Source organism: Nocardia flavorosea NBRC 108225 (genome assembly GCF_001613385.1).
GTDB classification, from domain to species: Bacteria; Actinomycetota; Actinomycetes; order Mycobacteriales; family Mycobacteriaceae; genus Nocardia; species Nocardia flavorosea.
Genome location: NZ_BDCG01000015.1, coordinates 232,382 through 253,760, shown reverse-complemented (window position 1 = coordinate 253,760; position 21,379 = coordinate 232,382). Strand labels below are relative to the sequence as shown.

The following is a 21,379-nucleotide window of genomic DNA, read 5'->3' as shown; positions in this document are numbered from 1 at the left end:
AAACCGTTACAGCGATAGACCCGACCGGTATGCCATACCGCGCAACTCACGCCCAACCGCTTCCTTCTTCGCTCGCGCAAGAAGTTCCGTGAGTACGGCGCGCATGAACGGATGCCGATGGATTCGGGCGGGCGAGATCTTCTCGGCACGGCGCAGCATCAGCACCGCTTCGGTCTGTCGCTTCGGTAAGCGCGCAAGTGCGCGTCCGTATTCCCGGTAGTACGCCGCTTGCCTCGTCGCGGCGAGTGCGCGGGGGTCGACTGTTTCGGCGATTGCGGCAGCCTCGTGATGGTCCCCCGCTTCGAGCGCCACCGACATCCGCCAGATGCCGACGTTCGAAGGGCCGAATCCGAACCACATCGCATTGGCATCGCCGGTGTGCGCGGCCAAATCGGCTGCTTGATCGAGAGCCGCTCGCCGCGAACCCGCGTCGACCTTGGCCGCGGCCACCAGAGCGTGGGTCAAAGCGAGCATCCCGGACACCTGCATCGCTTCGTTTGTCGCGGTTCCGGGTTCGGCCGCCGACAGCAACCGCCGCGCGGGCTCGAACCCGCCGGCCGACAGTAGACCGAAACTGGTTCCGAAGGCACTCACCGCACCGAACAAGGGGTCATCCAACCGCTCGGCAGCCCGGCGGGCCAGCAGCGACGCTTGCCATGCGAGATCGGGCGCCGCGCCGATGGCGGACAACCATGCTTGCGTGCCCTGCACATGGGTAAGCACCGCGAGTTTCAACAGCGCCTCATCGTCCCTACCGGCGGCAAGCGAAGTATGCAGATCCCGTATCAGGCCGGGCAGCTCGGACCCGACCATTGAGTAGTCACAGCGGCGTTGCGCATCCAGCACCGAATTCGCCCGAATTTTCAGAACCGACGAGGAGACGACTTCTCCACCGGGCTCGCCGATACTTGCCTGCAGCATCGACAGACGCACATCGCCCAGTGACCGATCTTCATCCAGGTCGCCGCTCAGACCTACGCCACTCCGGGTGATCTCGCTGGGAGCCACCTCGAGCGCACGCGCCAGGGCGATGATCAATGATCGTCGATCCAGCGCACGCTCACCCGACTCCAGCCGTGAAAGATATGACGTGGAGATTCCGGCCAAACCTGCCACGACCGCGAGCGATTTCCCTCGTGCATGCCGTATCCGGCGGAGCGACTGCCCCATACCGTCGTCCGAGGCCATGTCCCCAGCGTAACCCAGCTCCAGGCCGTCGACACTGCTGTTTTGCCTGGCTGGCAAACCCTCGTCGCACATTCCACGGATGCTTTCTCCGCCCGCCGCCGACATGTGCTTCTTCACCGACCGGCGCGGATGCGGGAATCCGAATACAGAGGGGAATCATGAAGACGGACACAGTCGGTGCCGATTCCGCGGCCATGCGTATACGAGCGGTAGTTCTACTGCACAGCGAGCACGACCCGGCCGTGCTCGAGGCACTGCTGGACAGACATCACGCGACCATCGTCCATACGGTCCGCACGGACGCACCCGCCGTGCTCTCGGCGCTCATCGCGGTCCAGCACACGCTCGAACATATCGCGGACGCTGTGGTGATTCCGCATCTCCACATGCTGGACCCGGACACTCCGTGGTGGGTGGTGGCCCAGGCGGCCGACCTGATCACGAGCACCCACCGCTACCCGTTCGGGTCGACGCCTGCCCGGGAGCTGCGGTGATCTGGAGTCCGGCGCTGGTCGTCCTGGCACTCCTGGGAGTTGCGGCTTTCGTCCTGGCGGTCACACTGCCGGATCGGCGCGATTGAACGTGGCCCATGCGTCTCGATGCGCACCGCAGCAGCGACCTGTCACGATCCAGCGGTTCTGCGAACACTGGATGAGTGATTCCAGGGGTTGTGGTGCGCCGTTAGAATCCCGGCATGGCTCGACGACGGTATGTGGCACGCGGCGTGCCGGGCGGATACCGCGTATGGGACAACAAGGCTTGCCGTTGGTGGGGCGACGTGTACGAGTTGTGCCCCGACGAGCTGGTGGCCGAGCTGAACAATTCTCACCGCCCCGACCGCATCACCGAACTCACCAGGCAGGCGCGGGCCCGCAAGCGTTGAATGCTGTTCCCGGAGCCGGGCACATCGTGGCCCGGCCGCACGGGCGTCACCGATGCGATCACGGCGGTCTTCGGCGCACACGTGCGGCCGGGAGTAACGGTCGAACTCGTCGCCGCACCGGCCGAACCTGCGGTATCGGCGGCGTGGTGACCACGGGCGGATAACGGGCGTTCACGGGCCGAGCTCGGGATCGTCAGTAACCCCGCACCGGGTCGATCACGGCCAGCAACGGTTGACCCGCCGCGAACCGTTCGACATTGGCCGCCACATGCTCGGCCAGCGTCCTGGGGAGCCCGGTGGCCGGGTTGGCGATATGCGGTGTGATCAGCGCATTGGGCAGGGTCCACAGGGGATGGCCGGTGGGCAGCGGTTCCGGATCGGTGACGTCCAGTGCGGCGCCGCCGATCGTGTGGTCGCGCAGGGCGTCCACCAGTGCGCCGGTATCGATCAGCGTGCCCCGGGCGATATTGACGACCCACGCGGTCGGTTTCATCCGGGCCAGGGTGTCCGCGTCCACGAGCTGCGCCGTCTCCGCGGTGGCCGGGGCTGCGATCACGAAATGATCTGCGCGTGACCATACTTCGTCCGTCCGGGTGGCGGGCAGGGTTTCGGCGGCGCCGGGTACCGGAGTCCCCGAGCGGGTCACCGCCAGCACTTCGGCGCCGAACGCGGTGAGCAGCGGGATCATAGCGCGGCCGATACCTCCGCAGCCGACGATCGCGACGGTCGCGCCCTGCAAGGTCCCGACGCGTGGATCGAATTCCGCTTTGCGCCACGACACCGCGCGTACCTGTTCGGTGAGCCCGCGCACGCCTGCGAGCAGTAGCAGTACCGCGTGCTCGGCGACATTGCCGGCGTATGCCCCGGCTGCCGAGGTCCAGGTGCGCCGGTCGTCGACGAGTCCCGCCGCGAGCCACGGCTCGATTCCGGCGGAGGGCAGCTGCACCCAGCGGACGGTATCCGGCAGCCGCTCCGGAAACGTGTCCGGCCCCTGCGCCCAGACGACCGCTTCGGCGTCGGCGAGCGAGGCGAGAACGCCCCCGCCGCGGGCGATCCCGTCGGCGAGCGTGGTCTGGTGGCCGGGGCCGAGATGGATTCGGGGTGCTGCGGTATTCGGCACGGTTCGCTTTCCGGGTCGGGGGTACGGCGGCAGGCGGTCACCACAGCGGCCGGTCCGTTTCGTGGCGCTGTCGAGAATGCCGCTTCGACCTTGCCCGAGACCACCGGTCCGTGGCAACGATCATGCGCTACGGGCCCGCCCGTCCACTCACCGGTTACGGTGCTCACGGACTCCGACCGGCTTGATACGTTCAGACAGCTGTCCAGTCAAGAAATCGGGAGTCGAGCATGCAGGTCGCGGGAAATATTTTCGTCGTCACCGGAGCCGGAAACGGTATCGGGCGATGTGTAGCGCTCGAGCTGATCAGCCGCGGCGCCACCGTGGCAGGCGCCGACCTGGACGAGCAGGCCCTGGCCCGCACCGCGGCACTGGCCGCCGATCCCGGCCGCTTCACCGCCTATCGGCTCGATATCGCCGACCGCGACGCCGTGGCCGCGTTCCCGGAAACCGTGATCACCGCACACGGGCGGGTGGACGGCCTGTTCAATATCGCGGGAATCCCGCAGAACTTGCAGACCCTCGCCGATATCAGCGACGACCGGATCGAAACGTTGATGCGCGTGAACTTCTTCGGAGCGGTGTGGATGTCGCGCGCCTTCCTCCCGCACCTCGAGACGCGTCCGGCGGGGGTCATCATGAACACTTCGAGCCTGTCCGCGATCGCGCCGTTCCCGGGCTCCGCGGTGTACGGCGCTTCGAAGGCCGCGCTCGCGCTGTTCAGCTACGGGTTGGCGCAGGATCTGCGCGGCAGCTCGAAGGTCACCGTCACCACGGTGCTGCCCGGGACGGTGTGGACCGATCTCGTACGGCAGGTCTCCCAGCAGATGGGCGCGCCGGAGAAACTGGCCGAGGGGTTCGCGGCGAAACCCGAGAACGTCGCGCGCCGGATGGTCGATGCGACGATGAAAGGGAGGGGCCGGGTCGTCATCGGCAAGGACGCCCATGTCTTCGATATCGTCCGGCGCTTCAGCACCCGCGCGGCCGACCGCCTCTCCTACCTGCAGGTGGGCCGCGGGGTGTACAAGAAGCGGCCCGAGTCCACCCCGTAGCCCTGGTTATCACCGCGCCGGCGGCGGTAACCGCCCGTAGGCGCGCCGCGCCCCGCTGCGCGCTGTGGTCATGGAACGAATGCCATGCGGTGCGTATCGACGAACTCGGCGAAGGATCGTGCAGGGCTCCCCGTTACCGCGGCGACGGTGGTCGTGACACGGTCTTCCGCACCCTGCCGGATCTTGTCGTCGAGACCGGCGAGGAATGCGGCATAGTCCGGCGGCAGGCCCATCTCGGCGAACCGGGCGGCCATCTCGGTAGTGCTCACCTGCCGATGCCGCAGCACCCGCCCCGTAGCGGCGGAGATCATCCCGGCGGCCTCGGCGTAGCTCAGTGCCGCCGGACCGGTGATCACGTGATCGGCATTGTGCGGCGTGGGGTCCAGCAGCGCCCGGGCGGCCACCGCCGCGATATCGGCGGCATCGACGAAACCGATTCGTCCGTCACCTGTCGCTGTCACGATCTCGGCGCGTTCCCGGATTCCCGACGCGAGCTGACCGGCAAAGTTCTGCATGAACCAGGACGGCCGGAGCACGGCCCATTCGGGCACCGTCGTCCGGATCAGCGGGGCGAGGGCGCCGGGCCCGGAGTCGCTGTCCGGTAACGCGGACGAGCTGAGCACGACGACCCGCCGTGTCCCGGCCCGAACCGCGATTTCCAGGAGTTTCGCCACCTGCGGCACTGGATCGACGATGCCGGGAGGCGCGATCAGGTAGATCCGATCCACATCCATGACAGCGGGGGCGTATGTTTCCGGCTCGCTCCAGTCGAAGCGAACGAGTTCCCGACCACCACCGGCGGCCGACCGGGTCGCGATCCGTACGGTAGCGGCGTGCGCACGTAGCCGGGTGACCACCCGGCTGCCGGTCGTACCGGTTCCGCCGATCACCAATGTGGAGGGCGATTCACTCATCGGTTCGAACTCCCGCCAGCAAAAGCGCTGGTGAGCTCGTCGATTCCACCCATGAACTCAGCGGCGGCCAGTGGGCTCCAATAGTCGCGGTAGGACGTGATCTCGCCGTCATACGCGGTGAGGACCGCGACGTACCGCATCCGATACGGCCGGCCGGTGGCGACGACCCGGCCGGCGGCGTCGAACTCCGCTACGACGGTCCCCGGGTCGGTCGACCGGTGCAAGGTGTGCGGCGTGACCTCCTGGATGTCCAACAGGTCCGGGTAGCCACGGAGATAGTCCGTGATGGCGCCGCGGCCCTCGAGGCGTGCCGGGTATCCGGGGCCGGCGAACGGGAACTCCATCACCCCGTCGACTGCCCATAGTCCGGCATAACCGGACATATCTTTCGCCAGCAGCAGCCGTAGGGACTCGGCGTAGAGATCTTCGGCGGTGCGGGATGGCTCGGTCATGAACTCACCTCTCAAAAACGGACGATACGGTACCGTCCCGTCCAAACTATAGAAGGACGAGACGGTACCGTCCAGCCGTAAACTCGTCGCATGCCCGAACGACCCGGAAGAACCCCCACCGGTGCCGCCGTCCTGCAACACCGGATCACCTCGGCAATCGAGGATGCGGTACTACGCGAACTCGCCGCCCAGGGCTACAGCCGGCTGGCGATGGAGGCGGTCGCCAAGGACGCCGGGGTGAGCAAGAGCGCGCTGTATCGCCGGTGGCCGTCGAAACAGGAGATGGTGACGGCCGTCCTGTCGAAGATCAGCCTGCCGTCGGCCGAACCCCCCGATACCGGCTCACTACGCGGCGATCTACTGGAAACCCTGCGCGCAGTACAGGACTGGCTGTCCGATCCCCGCTTCGCCACCCTGCTGACCGACCTCACCGCCGAGGCCATACGCAACCCGGACCTCGCCCCGGTCACCGATTCGCTCTGCTCCCCCCGGCGCGCACTGGGCGCGGCGACATTCCACCGCGCCGTCGACCGTGGCGAACTCCCCCCCGACCTCGATCTGGAATTGGCCCTCGATCTCGCCGCCGCCCCCATCTACTGGCGGCTGATCATTCGGCGTGCCCCCGCCGAACCCGGCTACCTCGAACAACTCGCCGACCACATCCTGCGCGCCCTCGCCGCCCGCCCCCGGAATCTTCCCGACGGCGACCCGACCCGCACGCGCCACACCGGCACCCCTGGTATCTCATGAAAGGCCGCTGCGGATCACTCGGCCAGCGACCCCGGGCATGGCGCCCCACCTGCGGCGTAGCCGTGCCCCCAGTGGGACTCGAACCCACACTGTGCGGATTTTAAGTCCGCTGCCTCTGCCAATTGGGCTATGGGGGCGTGCGGACCACACACTACCGACTCGTACACCCGTACCGGAATACCCGGCGCAAGTGAGTCACATGGTGGGATCTGTCTGAATCGCTTGACAGGCCTCGACCAATACGTCCGCCGCCAGCAAACCCGATTCCTCCGCTGCCTCGCGAACCTCGTCGGACAGATCGTAATCTGTTGTCACCGCTAGTAAGGCCAGTTGCAGCGCCTCACCCAACCGGCCCAGCCGGCGGGCGATCAGTGCCTCGTCCATCTCCGGACCCAGGTTCTCCCAGCCCACCGGCTGCACCCCGTCGATACGGTAGCGGCGCAGCGTGTCCTCGCCGAGCACCTTCATGAAATCCACCGCCGAAGCCATACAGCGGTTGTTCGCCACCCGGTACTCGGTACGGTCGGCGATCTTGTCGATGAGTACCGCGACGATCGTGGCGGCCGTGAACATACCGTCACAGACCCGGGCCGGAGCCGCTTCCGGCGGCCCCGGCGGGGCCGTGGCCAGACCGGTGGTGACCGCATCGATCCATTCCACCACCAGCTCGGTACCCGAGGCATCGGTTCGCTGTGGCTCGTAGACGTTCGGTTCGTCCCGGCGCCGGAACCACCGCCACGGTAGACGCATCGCCATCACCCCTGTTCGGAAGCGGACCTGCCGAGCAGCGAATGCCGTCGGCCGTATGCGAAGTACATCACCAAACCGAGCAGCATCCAGACTGCGAAACGCAGCCAGGTTTCCACGGAGAGATTCACCATCAGCCACAGGCAGGCCAGCACCGCCAGTATCGGCACCCACGGCACGAACGGAACCCGGAAACCGCGCGGCAGGTCGGGACGGGTGCGGCGCAGGACCACTACGCCGATGGCGACCAGCAGGAACGCGAAGAGGGTGCCGATATTGACCATTTCCTCGAGCGTGCCGAAGTCCACGAAACCGGCCAGGATCGAACAGACGATACCGACGGTCACCGTGATCCGCACCGGAGTACCGCGTGTACCGGTTTTGGCGAACCAGCGTGGGGTGAGCCCGTCCCGGGACATGGCGAACAGTACCCGGGTCTGGCCGAGTAGCAACACCATGACGACAGTCGTCAGACCGGCCAGCGCGCCGATGGCGATGATCCGGTGGGCCCAGGTGACTCCGTGTACTTCGAAGGCAGTGGCCAGGGTGGCGTTGTCGCCGGAGAGCTCCGTGTAGGGCACCATCCCGGTCAGCACCACCGTCACGGCCACGTACAGGATGGTCACGATGATCAACGACCCGATGATCCCGCGGGGCAGGTCGCGCTGCGGGTTCTTCGTCTCCTCGGCCGCGGTCGCGACCACGTCGAAACCGATGAACGCGAAGAACACCAGGCTCGCCGCGGCGAGCAGGCCGTACCAGCCGAAGCTGCTGTTCCCGCCACCGGTCACCCAGGAGAACAGCGACTGGGTCAGCCCGGAAGCTTCCTCGACGGGCACCGATTCCGGGATGAAGGGAGTCAGGTTGGCGGAGTCGAAGAAGGTCAGGCCGACGATGATCACCAGCAGGATGACCCCGATCTTGATCGCCACGGCCACCGCCGAGACACGCGAGGACAATTTGGTGCCGAGCGCGAGCAGTGTGGTCAAGACCGCGATCAGCAGTACCGCGCCCCAATCGAAGGTCACCCCGCCGATATCGACGACCGCGGCACCCTGATCGAACACCTGACCGAGATACTGCGACCACCCCTTGGCGACCACAGCGGCGGCGAGCGCGAACTCCAGCAGCAGATCCCAGCCGATGATCCAGGCGGCGAGCTCGCCGAAGGTCGCGTAGGAGAACGTGTACGCGCTACCGGCCACCGGCACGGTCGAGGCGAACTCGGCATAACACAGCGCCGTGAGCCCGCACGCGACCGCGGCAAAAACGAACGCCAGTGATACCGACGGCCCGGCGACATTGCCCGCGGTACGGGCGGTGAGGGTGAAGATGCCGGCGCCGATGACCACGGCGACACCGAAGATCGCAAGGTCCCATGCGGTGAGCTCCTTGCGGAGTTTCGCGCCCGGTTCGTCGGTGTCGCGGATCGACTGCTCCACCGATTTGGTGCGGAACAGCGAACTGCGACTTTTCGGGGTCGTCACGGCGGTCTCCTCGTCATTTCTGGCGCGAGTACCGGGAACGCTAGTGCACTCCCGACATATATCGGGTTATCCACGACGACAACGCCGCAATCACGACACCGGCCGCAATGGCCACCAGACCGGTGATCCCGAAGTAGGCGAATTCGGCATCTGCCGAGTAGAACCGGGCCAGCACGCCCGAAAGCGTGGTGCCCAGCGCCACCGACAGAAAATAGAGTGCCATCATCTGGGCGCGGAAATGTTCAGGCGCCAGCTGAGTGGTGACCGCCAGCCCGATGGGCGAGATCAGCAGCTCCGAGACCGCGAACACCGCCATGATGAACAGCACCGCCAGCGCCGGCACCGCTTTACCGGTGGTCCCCGCCATCGGCACGAAAAGCAGGAACGCCGCCCCCATACCCATCACACCGAAAGCGAATTTGCGCGGCGTGCTCGGCGCCCGGTCTCCCATTTTCGTCCACAACAGCGCGAACAGCGGCGACAGCGCGATAATCCACACCGGTTCCACCGAACCGATCCAATTCGACGGCGCTGTCCAGCCGAAAATATTCCAGTTCATCCGTTCGTCGGAGTACACCGCCAGCACGGTGAAGATCTGCTGGAACAGCGCCCAGAACACGACATTGGCCACGAACAGCGGCACGAACGCCCACACCCGGCTCCGCTCGACCGCGGTGACCCGGCGGTGAGTAAGCAGCACGGCGAAGTAGACCAGGGCGGCCACCACGATGAGCGCGGTGGTGACATCCGGCAGATTGCCGATGGTGACCAGGCCGGTCACCAGAACTCCCACGATCACCAGGATCGCGACGAGCAACACCCCCACCAGCGGGCCGAGGGCGCGGCGCGGCAGCGGATCGGGGACGTCACGGCCGGCGGTTCCGAGATTGCGCCGGAACACCACGTACTGGATCAGCCCGAGCGCCATCCCGACCGCGGCCGCCCCGAAACCGGCGTGGAAACCCCACTCCTCCTGCAGGAGTCCGGTGAGCAACGGCCCGACGAAGGCGCCCAGGTTGATTCCCAGATAGAACAGCGTGAACCCACCGTCGACCCGCGCGTCCCCTTTCGGGTACAGGGTGCCCAGCAGCGCCGACGCGTTCGATTTCAACGCGCCACTGCCCAGGGCGACGAGCACCAGGCCGATGCCGACCCCGGCCAATCCGGGGATCAACGCCAGGGCGATATGCCCGGCCATCACCACGACCCCGCCGTAGAAGACGGTGCGTTCCATCCCGATCAGCCGGTCGGACACCCATCCGCCGAGCACCGTACACAGATAGACGAGGCCGCCGTAGGCGCCTACCAGCCCTACGGCGGCGTCCTGGTCGAGCCCGAGCCCGCCGTCGGTCGTCTCGTAGTACAGGTAATAGCCCAGGATCGTGAGCATGCCGTAGAAGGAGAACCGCTCCCACAGCTCCACACCGAACAGATTGACCAGGCCGATCGGGTGCCCGAAGAAAGTCCGGCCGGGGACCGCCGTGGAGGGTGCTTCCGCCATTCTCCGACTGTCCCACGAACCACACCCGCCGCGCGGCATACCGCACCGAACCGATATCGCACTCTGACGCGTGCGCCCCGCGCTCAGCGCGATTCGAGAACTGGCTGCATCGGGCACCCTATCCGTCATCGCACCCCACCGGCAATAGCCACGCCATAGCTATGGTTGCGGTTGACTATGCCCGTGATCGATCACGATGTACTCAGTGTGTTCTGTGGACCAGCAGGCGATTTCGGCAACGAACTCGGCGTCGTACAGAGTCCGGATATCGCCTCCGACGCGGAGCGACTCGCCATCGCGCGCGACCTCGGGTTCAGCGAGACGGTGTTTGTCGACGATCCGGTTCGCGCCACAGTCGACATCTGGACGCCCTCGGTGCGGCTGCCGTTCGCCGGGCATCCCTGTGTCGGTGCGGCATGGCTGCTGGATACATCGGAACTCGAAACCGCCGCAGGACTTGTCACCGCGCGCCGCGACGGAGAGATCACCTGGATCGCAGCACGCGCAGAGTGGGTGCCGCACCGCACCTTGAAACAATACGACTCGGCCGAGCAGGTGAACGACCTCGGGATACCACCACCTGGTGAATGGATATACGCATGGGCATGGCAGGACGAAGCTGCCCACCAGGTCCGCGCCCGAGCCTTCCCCGGCCGTGGCGACGGCATCGACGAGGACGAGGCGACAGGTGCCGCGGCGCTGCTCCTGACAGCAACTCTCGGCCGCGGTCTGACCATCACACAGGGGCGGGGCTCACAGATCCTGACGTATCCGAAGCCCGACGGATCGATCGAGATCGGTGGGCGCGTGCGGCGGATTGCGACATTTGACTCACGAACGATATGAGCGGCAGATCTGTTACCAACTTTCGGCAACAAACGGACGACAGGCGTCGTGCGGGGCTGGTCGAGGCTCGGCCGGGCGGCGCCGCAGCTCCTGGGGGCAGCCCGGAGAAACCCCAGCGGCCGTTCTACGCCGCGATCCGCTACCTTCCCCCGACGACTCGCCCGCGCCGACAACCAGTACGCCTGAGTTCTCAGGTGCCCGCTCAGGCGATCGACTGCGCGATACCGTCCAGAATGTCGTGTTCGCTGACGACCAGTGCCCCGATACCGGCCCGCTCGGCCAATTCGGCCGCCAGTACCTCGGTGATCACGGCACCGCCGCCGATGACATCCACCCGCCCGGGATGCATGGGACCGAGCGCTGCCCGCTGGTCGTGGTCCATCCCGATCAGCCGGTCACAGACCGCGTTCAGTTCCGGAAGCCCGATCCTCGCGAGATGCGTTTTCGCGGAATCGTATTCGGGCAGGTCCAAGGCGACCGCGGCAAGTGTGGTCATGGTGCCGGCCACCCCGACCCAGGTGTGCGCGCCGTCCACCGGCACATGGGTGAACGCCTCGGTGAGCCGCTCGGTCGCGAATTCGCGGGCCGCGGCCACCTGCTCGGCGGTCGGCGGGTTCCCGTGCAGGCACCGTTCGGTGACCCGGACACAGCCGATATCGGCCGAGAACGCCGCCCGCACACCGGTACTGTCCCCCACCACGAGCTCGGTGGAGCCGCCGCCCAGATCGACCACCACAAAAGGCCCGTCCTCCGGTCGTAGCTCGCCCACCGCACCCGCGAACGACAGCCGCGCCTCCTCGTCGCCGGTGATCACCTCGGCCTCGGCGCCCGGCACCACGCGACCCAGTTCGGCACGGGTCATCGCGAAGAAATCGTCCCGGTTCGCCGCATCACGGGTCGCGGAGGTGGCGACCATCCGCACCCGCCGTACCTCGTGCTCGGCCATCAGGGTCGCATAGTCGGCCAGCGCCACCCGGGTGCGTTCGATCGCCGCCGGGTCGAGCCGGCCGGTCGCGTCCACGCCCTTGCCGAGCCGCACTATCCGCATCTCGCGATGCACATCGGTCAGGCTGCCGGCGGCGCCGATATCGGCGATCAGCAGCCGGATCGAATTGGTGCCGCAATCCACGGCGGCCACCCTGTCGGTCACAGCAACTCCTTCCAAGCTGATACATGCGGTCCGCGGCGGCCGGGGTGTCGCCTCATGACTCGTCTTCCGGCGGCGAGTACTGCGGCCAGTCCGCCGGGACAGCGGTCCCGCGCAAACCGTTCTCGGCCGCCAGCGCCACCGCTTCGTCACCGAGCGGATTCACTCCCGGCCCCTTGGCCAGCGCGTGCGCGATCAGCACGTGCAGGCATTTCACCCGGTCCGGCATGCCGCCGCCACTGAAATCGGTGCCCAGCGGCTCGATCTCGTCGCGCTCGGCCAGATAACTCTCGTGCGCGGCCCGGTAGGCGGCGGCCAGCTCGGGATCGTGGCCCAAGCGTTCGGTCATCCCCTTCATCACACCCGCGGACTCCAACCGGCTGGCCTCGGCCGTGAGCCGCGGATCGGTCAGGTAGTACAGCGTCGGGAAGGGAGTCCCGTCGGGCAGTTTCGGCGCGGTCTTCACCACCGCGGGTACACCGTCGGGTGTCCGGTAGGCGATGGCGAGCACCCCGCGCGGGGCGCGGCCCAGTTGTTCGGCGACGATCTGCAGATCTCGGTCGTCGGGTGTGCTCACCTGTTTCCTTCCGGCTGCGGCGCGGGTGGGGCCGATTCTTCGACGGGCGGGTGTTCGGAAATACTGCGCCACAGGTCGGTGTACCACGGGTCGGGAACGTCGCGCGGCGCCTGTGGATCGGGGATGGCGGGCACCTCGATACCCGGAACCTGCACGATATAAGGCGTCTCCCCCGGCATCACCAGCCGCAACCGGTCCCGCGCCTCGGACCGGATATAGGCCGGATCCTCCTGCTGCGCCCGGCGATCCTTCAGGACGGCGATATCGGCCTCGAGCGTCCGGCGTTCGGCTGCCAGCTGCGCCGCTTCCGAACGCTGCGTGAAATAGGTGCGCATGGGCACCGCCAGGGTCATGGCCAGCGCACATACCACCATCGCCAGAATGATCGCCTTACCGGCGGAAAGCCCGAGGATGGTCCGTTCCGACCAGTCCCGGGCACCCGCGGCGCGGCTACGGGACCGGCGGGTGGTGCGCCGTACCCGTTCGGCACCGCCGTGCACAGCGGCTGCGGGCCGCCGCGACGGCGCACGCGACGTGCGCCGGTTACCCCGCCCGGCCGGGCTGGTCCCGCGCGCACGCCGCTCCGTCATCGTCGTGCTCAGTCCTCGAACGTGAACCGGGGGAAGGCGACATCGCCGGCGTAACGGGCCGAATCGCCGAGCGCATCCTCGATCCGCAGCAGCTGGTTGTACTTCGCCACCCGCTCACTGCGCGCCGGCGCACCCGTCTTGATCTGCCCGCTGCCGACGGCGACGGCCAGATCCGCGATGGTGGTGTCCTCGGTTTCACCCGACCGGTGCGACATCATGGTCTTGTACCCGTTGCGATGCGCGAGTTCTACGGCATCCAGGGTCTCGGTGAGCGTGCCGATCTGGTTCACCTTCACCAGCAGCGCGTTCGCGGCGCCCTTGGCGATACCGTCCTCGAGCCGTTCCGGGTTGGTGACGAACAGGTCGTCACCGACCAGCTGCACCTTGTCGCCGATCTCGTCGGTGAGCGCGACCCAGCCCTCCCAGTCGTCCTCCGACAGCGGGTCCTCGATGGACACCAGCGGGTACGCGGCGCGCAGTTCGGTGTAGAACTTCGCCATCTCGGCGGCGGTGCGTGCCGAACCCTCGAACTGGTAGGCACCGTTGAAGTAGAACTCGGTCGCCGCGACGTCGAGCGCCAGCGCCACATCCCGGCCCAGTTTCAGCCCGGTCTTACCGACCGCGACACTGATCAGGTCCAGCGCTTCCCGGGTGCCGGCGACATCCGGAGCGAACCCGCCCTCGTCGCCCAGCCCGGTGGCCAGCCCCTTCTCCTTCAGCACCGCTTTCAGCGCGTGATAGACCTCCGCGCCCCAGCGCAGCGATTCCTTGAACGTCGGCGCCCCGATCGGCGCCACCATGAACTCCTGCACATCCACCCCGGTGTCCGCGTGCGCGCCACCGTTGAGGATGTTCATCATCGGCACCGGCAGCACATGCGCGTTCGGCCCACCGAGATAACGGAACAGTTCCAGCCCCGACGACTCGGCCGCCGCCCGCGCCACCGCCAGCGACACACCCAGCAGCGCGTTCGCACCCAACCGGGACTTGTCCGGGGTGCCATCCAGATCCAGCAGCGCCTGATCGACGGTCCGCTGCTCGACAGCGTCCAGCCCGATCACCGCCGGCGCGATCTCGTCCAGAACACCCTCGACCGCCTTCTGCACCCCCTTGCCGAGGTAACGCTCCCCGCCGTCCCGCAGTTCCACGGCCTCGTGCTCACCGGTGGACGCACCCGACGGCACCGCGGCCCGGGTCAGGGTGCCGTCGTCGAGGGCGATCTCGACTTCGACGGTGGGGTTACCGCGCGAATCCAGGATCTCGCGAGCTCCGACCTGTTCGATGATGGCCACGAAAACAACACTCCTTCGGCTGTCGGCACGGTGTGATCAGGGAAGAGCCGTGCGCTTGCGAGCCTAATGGGCCCGCTCACGCTCAGTCCATCCGCCGCCCCGCACCGCACCGAGCTCGGCAAACGCTGCGGTACCCCGGCACACCAGCGCAACGCCGGTTTCCGGCGTCGGGCGGGACCGCGACCTCGACTCCGCAGCCGACCTCGACGCCTGTGACAACAAGCCATCGCGGCGTTTCACGATCCCCGGCCCCCACCGTAGATGGCCGGGGCACCGATGCCCGCCGACAAGGAGGCGCTGACAGGCCCCTGTGGGTGCCGCTGAAACCGTCCCTGTAGACGCGGGAACAGAGCTTCACTTCCCGATCGGGGTGTGAATCGACGACGCCTGAGAAAAGCGGTGTCCGATAACCCGCCGGTGATCCGACACGCTGTCAAACCCGGCGACCCACGCTGTAGGCGGCGGCACGGTCACGGACGAGTTCCATATAGCTCTCCGATCGGTTGTAGGTGAACAGCGCCCGGCTCCACCCCTCCGCGGACAGCAGATCCCCGCCGCTGACACACAGATACCGGGCAGCGGTCAACGCCGCATCGTCGATACTGTGCGGATCGGCCACCCCGTCCCCATTGGCATCCACCCCCCACTTCCGCCAGGTCTCCGGAATGAACTGCATCGGCCCGACCGCCCGATCGAAAACCGTATCCCCATCGAACCGGCCACCATCGGTATCCCTGATCTCCGCCACCCCCGGCGACCCGTCCAGCGCAATCCCGATGATCCCCGGCTGCACCAGCCCATCCACCCCCACCTCGGCACCGCGATGCCGGCCGTGATCACTCTCCACACTCCCGATCCCCGCCAACGTCGTCCATGCAACCCCACAGTCGGGGCGCGACCTCGCCATCACCACCGCCGCATACCCATAGGCCTCCAACGCGGCCACCGGTATCTCCAGCCGATCCGCATGCTCCGAAGCCCACCCGTTCAACAACGCCGCAGTCCGGCCGGGGGCATCGATATCGATCACCGGCACCGGCGCCCCGGGGCCGGGTGGGGTCCCCTCGGGAATGGGCACGAGTTCCTCACCCACCCCACACCCGGTGAGAAACAACGCGACGATCGAAGCGGCGATAACGCCGTACCTGCGGGAACGCACACCATCCATCATCCAGATCCGGGAGCCGCAACCTGTTCACCAGGCAAATCTGTGGTGAACCGCACCCCGAACACGATCCGCTACGACCGGCATCCCCCGCAAGCCGACCCAACCGCCACCGGGCCCCGGCACTCGCCACCAGAAGCGTTGGCTAACAACTATCTACATGAGCGCTGGTCAACGCCGACCACTCAACACTTGCTGCGCTCAGGCGCCAGCACGTGCAGTACGATTCCGCGAGATTGCAATCGTAAGGGGGCCGCTATGCACCGACCGAAGACTGTCGTGCTGCGCAGATTCCTTGCCACGCTGGCAGCGAACGCTCTGCTGGCCGGAGTCGCGGGGTGCGGATCGGTGGTCGAGGGGGAAGCGGTGCGAGTAAAGCCCGACCTCTCCGGGCTGAACGTGGGCAACTACCCCACGGAACCGATCGAGTATGGAACAGCCGGGGACGAAGAGACCGCTCGATACCGCGAGAGCCAACGGCTCGGCGACTATGTTGCCATCCCCTTCGAAGCCGACCCGGCGTTCGCGCAACGCGAGACCATGGGCGGCGGTCCGGTCGTCATGGACCGTCGGGACATGGATTCGCTTGTCATCAGTGACACATTCGATGAGGTCGCGGCCGACCTCATCGCCGGTTGGGTACATACCTGGGAGACCGAAGGGGTGGCCGGTGAGCCGAACACCACGCAGGACCTGAGCATCGCGGTCTTGATGTTTCCGGACGCACCGACAGCGGAAACCGTGGCCACCGGCTTGGAACACGATGACTTCACCTTCACCACCGACAACCGGCCGGTACAACTGCCCAACTATCCACAGGCGAAAGCACACTGGCGACCGGGCATCGCGTCACTGGGCAGCTGGACCAGCTATGACCGTTATGTCGTTTTCATCAAGTACGAGGACTTCACCGAAAAAGCCGGCCTCCCTACCATGATCCAGAAGACCGAATCCCTACTCGCTGTACAGACCCCCTTGCTCGATCAGTTCGAACCCACGCGGGCGGATCAGCTGCCGAATATTCAACTCGACCCGGATGGTGTGCTTGCACTGTCCCTTCCCAGAAGTGACCAGGAGATAGCAGCATTCGGCCCATCGGTCGTTTTCCACGGACGCGGCGCATTGTCCGAACTCAGCGGTTTGACAAGTTTGGACTTCCTCGATGAGGGGCAGGTCACCGAGATCGCCCTTGCCGAAACCGTGGTGATGCGTAGTAAATCGGCAACGGGCGCCGAGGCACTCTGGGAAACACTTCGCCCGGAAAGCGTTGCCTCCACTGACGTCGAGCCGCTCGCTTCTCCGGCCGGTATCGAAGACGGCAAAGTCGAGTGTTTCACGAGAAAAACAGAGCAGTACGAGACCCAGTCCAACTTCTGCATTCTCCAAACCGGCAGGTACTTCGCCCAGATCGAAGGTGCTCAGGTTCAGGATTTGCACCAGAAGACCGCGGCCCAGTACGCCCTGATCGCGGGCTGGGGGTGAAATATGAGGAAAATCGACGTCGGCCGAACCGTTGCCATCCGCACACGAGTACTACTCGCGCTGTTCACAACGATTCTGGCTGCCACCACAGCCGCATGCACCCAGGCAGTAGCGGGCCATCCGGAACCCGGCATGACCCCGGTTGCGCTGGATAGGCTCGACGTGGGACTCTTTCCGACCGAGCCGACAGATTTCACAATGAAGATCGACAGTGCAGCCGACGTCTACTCATTGGAATCTCGCAGGATTCTAGGATACCTTGTATCGCCGTACGAGGCCGATCCGGATCTCCGTTACCTATGGGAAACGAACCTCCTCTGGGGCTCCCACCTCTTGGGCAGCGATTTCGATGGAGGAACGGGACCACTTCCCGAGGAGTTCAAACCCGTTTCGGATAAGAATTTCCTCATCGCAGGCGCCGCTACCGCACGATGGAACAACAGTGCCAGAAATGAAAAACGCACAGCCATCGCTGTAATGAGCTTTCCCAACCCAGATTCTGCGCGTGCGGCGGCCGCCGAATACAGCCGAGCCACCGATACTGAAGTACCCGGTCGGGAAATGCTGAATCTCCCCGGCTATGCCGATACATACGCCGCCTTGATGCCCAGCAGGGACAACGGGCAACTAGTGGCTGCCAGCGGATCATTTGTCGTCTACGTCTCGATAACTGCACCGGCAGAACAATCCGGACAGATGACGGGACGGATGACCAAGATCCTCGATCTCCAACTCGACGCGCTTCGAGGACTCACCGCCACTCCCCCGGACGATATCCTGGACCTCCCCACCGATCCCGACGGAATCCTGAGCACTACCCTCCCTTCCGAATACCTCGGCAACGCGGCATTTACCGGTCTAGTCGGCGCCTACTCGCCGACGGCATACCTGAACATTGAACTGGACGCAGCGGCCGTGCACGATTACTCCCCGTACGGGGTGGATCTGGTGGCCAGGAACGAGGCCACTGTCTACAGGACTGCCGGCGCGAAAGAAGCATTCGCGTTGCAGACTGCATTGACCAGGGCGGGAAGATACGACGACGTGATAGCTGGTCCACCCGGAATCACCGACGCACGCTGCCTGCACCGGGAAGTTTCGAATACGACTCACGACTCTTTCTACTGTGTTGTCGTTTACGACCGCTTCGTCGCTTCGATCGACTACCACGGTATCGGCAAGCTTCCGGCGCCCGAGCTATACCAGGCTACGGCCGCCCAGTACTCGATCCTGGCGAATAGCCGATGATAGAAACCGGCGTCAGTACACGTTCACTGTGCCACCGGTATTCGACCGTTGTGCGGCGCAAGCCATGGGCCGCGTATCTGAGCACGAGATCACGCCGGTAATCGACTCGCAGCCGTACCCATAGGAGGAGCAAATGGCCTTGCCGCCCGGTGCCGTTATCGGCGGCTACCGCATCGAGCGCGTGCTCGGTAGCGGCGGAATGGGCGCGGTATATCTCGGCCAGCACCCGAGCCTGCCGCGCCAGGACGCCATCAAAGTATTGAACGCGGAGCTCTCGAGCGACCCCGAGTTTCGCGCTCGGTTCGAGCGCGAGGGCAGTCTTGCCGCAGGTCTCGACCATCCGAACATCGTTCCGGTGTACAACCGCGGAGAAGAGCAGGGGCTGCTCTGGATCGCGATGAAGTTCGTCCCCGGAACCGACGCATCAGAAGAAGCCCAAAAGGGACATACCGCGATGCCCGTCCAGCGGGCACTCCGAATCATTGCCGAAGTCGGCAAAGGACTCGACTACGCGCATCGACGACGACTGTTGCACCGCGATGTCAAACCGGCCAACTTCCTCCTGTCCAACTCACAGGATGACGACGAAGAACGGGTGTTGCTCACTGATTTCGGTGTGGCCAAATCGGTGGAGGACGGTCAGGATCTTACTGGCACCGGCAAGTTCATGGCCACGATCGCCTACGCGTCACCGGAGCAGCTTCTCGGTCGGCAGATCGACCACCGTTCCGACATCTACAGCCTCGGATGCTCTTTCTTCAGGCTACTGGTGGGCCAGAATCCATATCCGTCGACGGTGCCTGCCATGGTAATGATGGGGCATATCAACGAGCCTCCGCCACAGATCTCAGCCCTTCGTCGTGACCTGCCGGTAGCCCTGGACGGGGTATTCGCCAGGGTGCTCGCGAAGAATCCTGCAGACCGCTACAGCAGTTGCCGCGATTTCGTCGCCGACGCGGAGTCCGCACTGTACGGCCAGCGCCGGTTTCAGGCACCCACCGGAGGGTATCCGAGTGTCCCTGGCAACCCGCTGGCTCCGCCGGATTCACACCCACAGATGGCGACAGCTGTCACCCAGCGTGATCGAGCTTCGGTCGTCACCTGGCCTCGTGACGGTTTCAGCGTGGCGGCACACGGGCCGACCCGAGGCGGGGCAAAGCGACGAAAGCTACTGATCGCGGGCGCCTCAGCACTCGTTGCGGTCCTCGCGATCGTCGCGGGGATATACGCAGTTACCGCAGGCGGGTCCGGATCGTCAGTCGGTCCCGACCTGGCCCAGGTCCGCTCGGAACATCCCGAATTCGCGGGCAAGACAGTCGCCGCGTTCAATTTCGGCAACTCGCTGTTTTCGGTAGCGCTGGATGGCTCGCCACAAGCGAACTTCCTTCGCGACATCGGATTCCGGTACAGCGATTCTTATCTACCACTACGGAACGAGAAATCACCTCGGGACCTTTCCCCGACCGACTTCTCACTTCCAGAACTAGTGGATGTGGTCATTGTCGGGCGATCCGATAGCGAGGCGGGAAACGGGGGGCTGGGCGGCCTCCCGCTGAAATTCCTGAACTCCACCGCGAAAATCGTCGTTATCGACGATATCGCGACTGTACAAGCATTCCAAGTTTGGACCGACCAGTCACCCGGGACTCTCGTGAACGAGATGGTGCCAGCCATCTCACGAGTTCTCTGATCGCGCGGGGAGGACGATATGCGTATATCGAGCAGGTTGAGTCTCGGAGTGCTGGTGCCGATTGCACTGATAGCGTCGATGAGCTGCGGCGGACCTGAATCACAATCCGATTCCGGCCCGGACATCTCGGCTCTGCAGCCAGGGAATTACCGGACAAATCCGCGGACATCCGAAGAGGTCCGTACTCCTGAGAACGTCGATGTCCAGGAAAGCCTTCGCCTGGGGCAACATGTGCCCCTGATCATGGAAACCAACCCTCGACTGGTGTTCAACCCGGTCGTATACCGAACGAAGGTGCTCACCCCTCTGCATCCCCCGAGGATCCAAGACCAAGACTTTCACGTGGCAGTACCGGGTTTGGTCGCCGGGTGGGAGACGGTAGGGCAGCGTCGCGAAGAGAGTTCGCTGGGCAGAACCATCGAACTTGCCATCATGGCCTTCGCTGAGCCGAAGCAGGCAACCCATGCAGCGGAGTTCCTCTCCGACATGGCTTTGCATGGAAGCTCCCCGCCCGTCGGTACAATCGGCATACCCGGCCATCCCACCGCCATCGGACAGGTCAGCGAGTTCGGCTCCCTGAATGTCTGGGTCACGCAGGGAAACCTTATGGTCGAGACCTACATCGGAGCCGGTGTCGATATCCCACCCGATACCACCGGGTTGGCCGCGGAAGTCAAAACTGTGTTGGATAATCTATTTTCGGCGCTTGGAGAATACAAGCCGACGCCGGTCGATGAACTCGGCCAACTCCCCGTCGACAGGGACGGAATCCTGGCGTTCGCACTACCCGGATCCGAACCTGTTGCCGAAATGGTTCTCGATCCTTCTTCTTTACTGAACTTCCTCCAGCGACCCGATCTGGCAAAGCGGGCGCTCGAGGACTCCGGCGTCGATCTTGCTGTGCACGGTGGTGCCCGGATCTACCGAACTGCCGACCCGGCGGCAGCCGAGCGTTTGAAGGCATACTTCGTATCTCAGCTCAACGCCGCGCAACAACCGGTCGACTCTCCGCCCGGAATGCCCGCAGCTCACTGCACCGATGACCCTGAGAGCACCAGCTCTCTATCCTGCATCTTCACGAGCAATCGGTACGTCGCGATCATAGATGGCTCCAATCAGATCCAGGATTTACATCAGCAAGTGGCCGCTCAGTACCTCCTTCTCGCCAAGGTGCCTTGATCGGGCCTATAGCGACAGAAACATCTGCGCCCCAAGCATTTTCGCTTGGGGCGCAGAATTCTCACCGGATCG

The 21,379-nt window shown here is 65.3% G+C and carries 21 protein-coding genes and 1 tRNA gene; 9 read left to right on the top strand and 13 right to left on the bottom strand.

The window, feature by feature from the left end:
• Positions 1 to 6: 6 nt before the first annotated feature.
• Positions 7 to 1,188, bottom strand: coding sequence for a helix-turn-helix domain-containing protein (locus NFL01S_RS19410; RefSeq protein ID WP_084492915.1), 1,182 nt, complete (start codon positions 1,186 to 1,188; stop codon positions 7 to 9).
• Positions 1,189 to 1,346: 158 nt separating this feature from the next.
• On the opposite strand from NFL01S_RS19410, the gene NFL01S_RS19405 reads away from it, so the two are divergent.
• Both NFL01S_RS19405 and NFL01S_RS19400 read left to right on the top strand, forming a co-directional pair.
• Positions 1,347 to 1,682 carry a hypothetical protein gene (locus NFL01S_RS19405; RefSeq protein WP_062977273.1) on the top strand — a complete coding sequence of 112 codons (336 nt, stop codon included), beginning with the start codon at positions 1,347 to 1,349 and terminating at the stop codon, positions 1,680 to 1,682.
• Between the two features lie 200 nt (positions 1,683 to 1,882).
• Positions 1,883 to 2,071 (top strand): hypothetical protein, encoded by a 189-nt coding sequence (locus NFL01S_RS19400; RefSeq protein WP_062977270.1) that lies wholly within the window; start codon positions 1,883 to 1,885, stop codon positions 2,069 to 2,071.
• A 193-nt stretch (positions 2,072 to 2,264) separates the two neighbouring features.
• Here the strand turns inward: NFL01S_RS19400 and NFL01S_RS19395 are convergent, their stop codons facing one another.
• Positions 2,265 to 3,191: a D-isomer specific 2-hydroxyacid dehydrogenase family protein gene (locus NFL01S_RS19395; protein WP_062977268.1), complete on the bottom strand. Its 927-nt coding sequence runs from the start codon at positions 3,189 to 3,191 to the stop codon at positions 2,265 to 2,267.
• Between the two features lie 227 nt (positions 3,192 to 3,418).
• On the opposite strand from NFL01S_RS19395, the gene NFL01S_RS19390 reads away from it, so the two are divergent.
• Positions 3,419 to 4,240, top strand: a complete 822-nt coding sequence (locus NFL01S_RS19390) for an SDR family NAD(P)-dependent oxidoreductase (protein WP_062977266.1) — start codon at positions 3,419 to 3,421, stop codon at positions 4,238 to 4,240.
• Positions 4,241 to 4,308: 68 nt separating this feature from the next.
• Here NFL01S_RS19390 and NFL01S_RS19385 read toward each other — a convergent pair whose 3' ends face one another.
• Both NFL01S_RS19385 and NFL01S_RS19380 read right to left on the bottom strand, forming a co-directional pair.
• On the bottom strand, positions 4,309 to 5,154 hold the full coding sequence (locus tag NFL01S_RS19385; protein WP_062977264.1) for an NAD(P)H-binding protein: 846 nt from the start codon (positions 5,152 to 5,154) through the stop codon (positions 4,309 to 4,311).
• Positions 5,151 to 5,606: a nuclear transport factor 2 family protein gene (locus NFL01S_RS19380; protein ID WP_062977262.1), complete on the bottom strand. Its 456-nt coding sequence runs from the start codon at positions 5,604 to 5,606 to the stop codon at positions 5,151 to 5,153. Before NFL01S_RS19380 ends, NFL01S_RS19385 begins: the two co-directional genes overlap by 4 nt.
• A 90-nt stretch (positions 5,607 to 5,696) precedes the next feature.
• Between NFL01S_RS19380 and NFL01S_RS19375 the strand changes: the two genes are divergently transcribed.
• Positions 5,697 to 6,356, top strand: a complete 660-nt coding sequence (locus NFL01S_RS19375; RefSeq protein WP_063915993.1) for a TetR/AcrR family transcriptional regulator — start codon at positions 5,697 to 5,699, stop codon at positions 6,354 to 6,356.
• Between the two features lie 63 nt (positions 6,357 to 6,419).
• On the opposite strand, the gene NFL01S_RS19370 is transcribed toward NFL01S_RS19375, so the two are convergent.
• The 4 genes from NFL01S_RS19370 to NFL01S_RS19355 form a co-directional block, all read right to left on the bottom strand.
• Positions 6,420 to 6,493, bottom strand: a tRNA-Leu gene (locus NFL01S_RS19370).
• A gap of 58 nt (positions 6,494 to 6,551) precedes the next feature.
• Positions 6,552 to 7,112: a hypothetical protein gene (locus tag NFL01S_RS19365; RefSeq protein ID WP_062977260.1), complete on the bottom strand. Its 561-nt coding sequence runs from the start codon at positions 7,110 to 7,112 to the stop codon at positions 6,552 to 6,554.
• Positions 7,112 to 8,590 carry an amino acid permease gene (locus NFL01S_RS19360; RefSeq protein ID WP_062977258.1) on the bottom strand — a complete coding sequence of 493 codons (1,479 nt, stop codon included), beginning with the start codon at positions 8,588 to 8,590 and terminating at the stop codon, positions 7,112 to 7,114. The genes NFL01S_RS19365 and NFL01S_RS19360 overlap by 1 nt, the downstream gene beginning before the upstream one ends.
• A 40-nt stretch (positions 8,591 to 8,630) precedes the next feature.
• Positions 8,631 to 10,091 carry a peptide MFS transporter gene (locus NFL01S_RS19355; RefSeq protein ID WP_062977256.1) on the bottom strand — a complete coding sequence of 487 codons (1,461 nt, stop codon included), beginning with the start codon at positions 10,089 to 10,091 and terminating at the stop codon, positions 8,631 to 8,633.
• A 183-nt stretch (positions 10,092 to 10,274) separates the two neighbouring features.
• On the opposite strand from NFL01S_RS19355, the gene NFL01S_RS19350 reads away from it, so the two are divergent.
• Positions 10,275 to 10,937 (top strand): PhzF family phenazine biosynthesis protein, encoded by a 663-nt coding sequence (locus tag NFL01S_RS19350; protein WP_062977556.1) that lies wholly within the window; start codon positions 10,275 to 10,277, stop codon positions 10,935 to 10,937.
• A 202-nt stretch (positions 10,938 to 11,139) separates the two neighbouring features.
• On the opposite strand, the gene NFL01S_RS19345 is transcribed toward NFL01S_RS19350, so the two are convergent.
• From NFL01S_RS19345 to NFL01S_RS19325, 5 genes are all read right to left on the bottom strand, one after another.
• A complete protein-coding gene (locus NFL01S_RS19345) occupies positions 11,140 to 12,087 on the bottom strand; it encodes a Ppx/GppA phosphatase family protein (protein ID WP_062977254.1) in 948 nt (315 codons plus the stop codon).
• A gap of 52 nt (positions 12,088 to 12,139) precedes the next feature.
• Positions 12,140 to 12,661, bottom strand: a complete 522-nt coding sequence (locus NFL01S_RS19340) for a DUF501 domain-containing protein (protein ID WP_062977252.1) — start codon at positions 12,659 to 12,661, stop codon at positions 12,140 to 12,142.
• The gene (locus tag NFL01S_RS19335) at positions 12,658 to 13,251 is read right to left on the bottom strand and encodes an FtsB family cell division protein (protein WP_062977250.1); all 594 of its coding nucleotides are present in this window, start codon (positions 13,249 to 13,251) and stop codon (positions 12,658 to 12,660) included. Before NFL01S_RS19335 ends, NFL01S_RS19340 begins: the two co-directional genes overlap by 4 nt.
• A gap of 8 nt (positions 13,252 to 13,259) precedes the next feature.
• On the bottom strand, positions 13,260 to 14,543 hold the full coding sequence (eno, locus tag NFL01S_RS19330) for a phosphopyruvate hydratase (RefSeq protein ID WP_062977248.1): 1,284 nt from the start codon (positions 14,541 to 14,543) through the stop codon (positions 13,260 to 13,262).
• 433 nt (positions 14,544 to 14,976) lie between these two features.
• Positions 14,977 to 15,711, bottom strand: a complete 735-nt coding sequence (locus NFL01S_RS19325; protein WP_062977246.1) for a lytic transglycosylase domain-containing protein — start codon at positions 15,709 to 15,711, stop codon at positions 14,977 to 14,979.
• Between the two features lie 345 nt (positions 15,712 to 16,056).
• Here NFL01S_RS19325 and NFL01S_RS19320 point away from each other — a divergent pair, with 345 nt between their 5' ends.
• The 4 genes from NFL01S_RS19320 (at position 16,057) to NFL01S_RS19305 (ending at position 21,307) form a co-directional block, all read left to right on the top strand.
• Positions 16,057 to 17,190, top strand: a complete 1,134-nt coding sequence (locus NFL01S_RS19320; protein WP_157116707.1) for a DUF7373 family lipoprotein — start codon at positions 16,057 to 16,059, stop codon at positions 17,188 to 17,190.
• Positions 17,191 to 17,193: 3 nt separating this feature from the next.
• Complete coding sequence (locus NFL01S_RS35610; RefSeq protein ID WP_157116705.1) at positions 17,194 to 18,438, top strand: DUF7373 family lipoprotein; 1,245 nt, start codon at positions 17,194 to 17,196, stop codon at positions 18,436 to 18,438.
• A gap of 133 nt (positions 18,439 to 18,571) precedes the next feature.
• The gene (locus NFL01S_RS19310; protein ID WP_062977240.1) at positions 18,572 to 20,128 is read left to right on the top strand and encodes a serine/threonine-protein kinase; all 1,557 of its coding nucleotides are present in this window, start codon (positions 18,572 to 18,574) and stop codon (positions 20,126 to 20,128) included.
• A 54-nt stretch (positions 20,129 to 20,182) separates the two neighbouring features.
• Positions 20,183 to 21,307 carry a DUF7373 family lipoprotein gene (locus NFL01S_RS19305; protein ID WP_218019625.1) on the top strand — a complete coding sequence of 375 codons (1,125 nt, stop codon included), beginning with the start codon at positions 20,183 to 20,185 and terminating at the stop codon, positions 21,305 to 21,307.
• Positions 21,308 to 21,379: the final 72 nt, after the last annotated feature.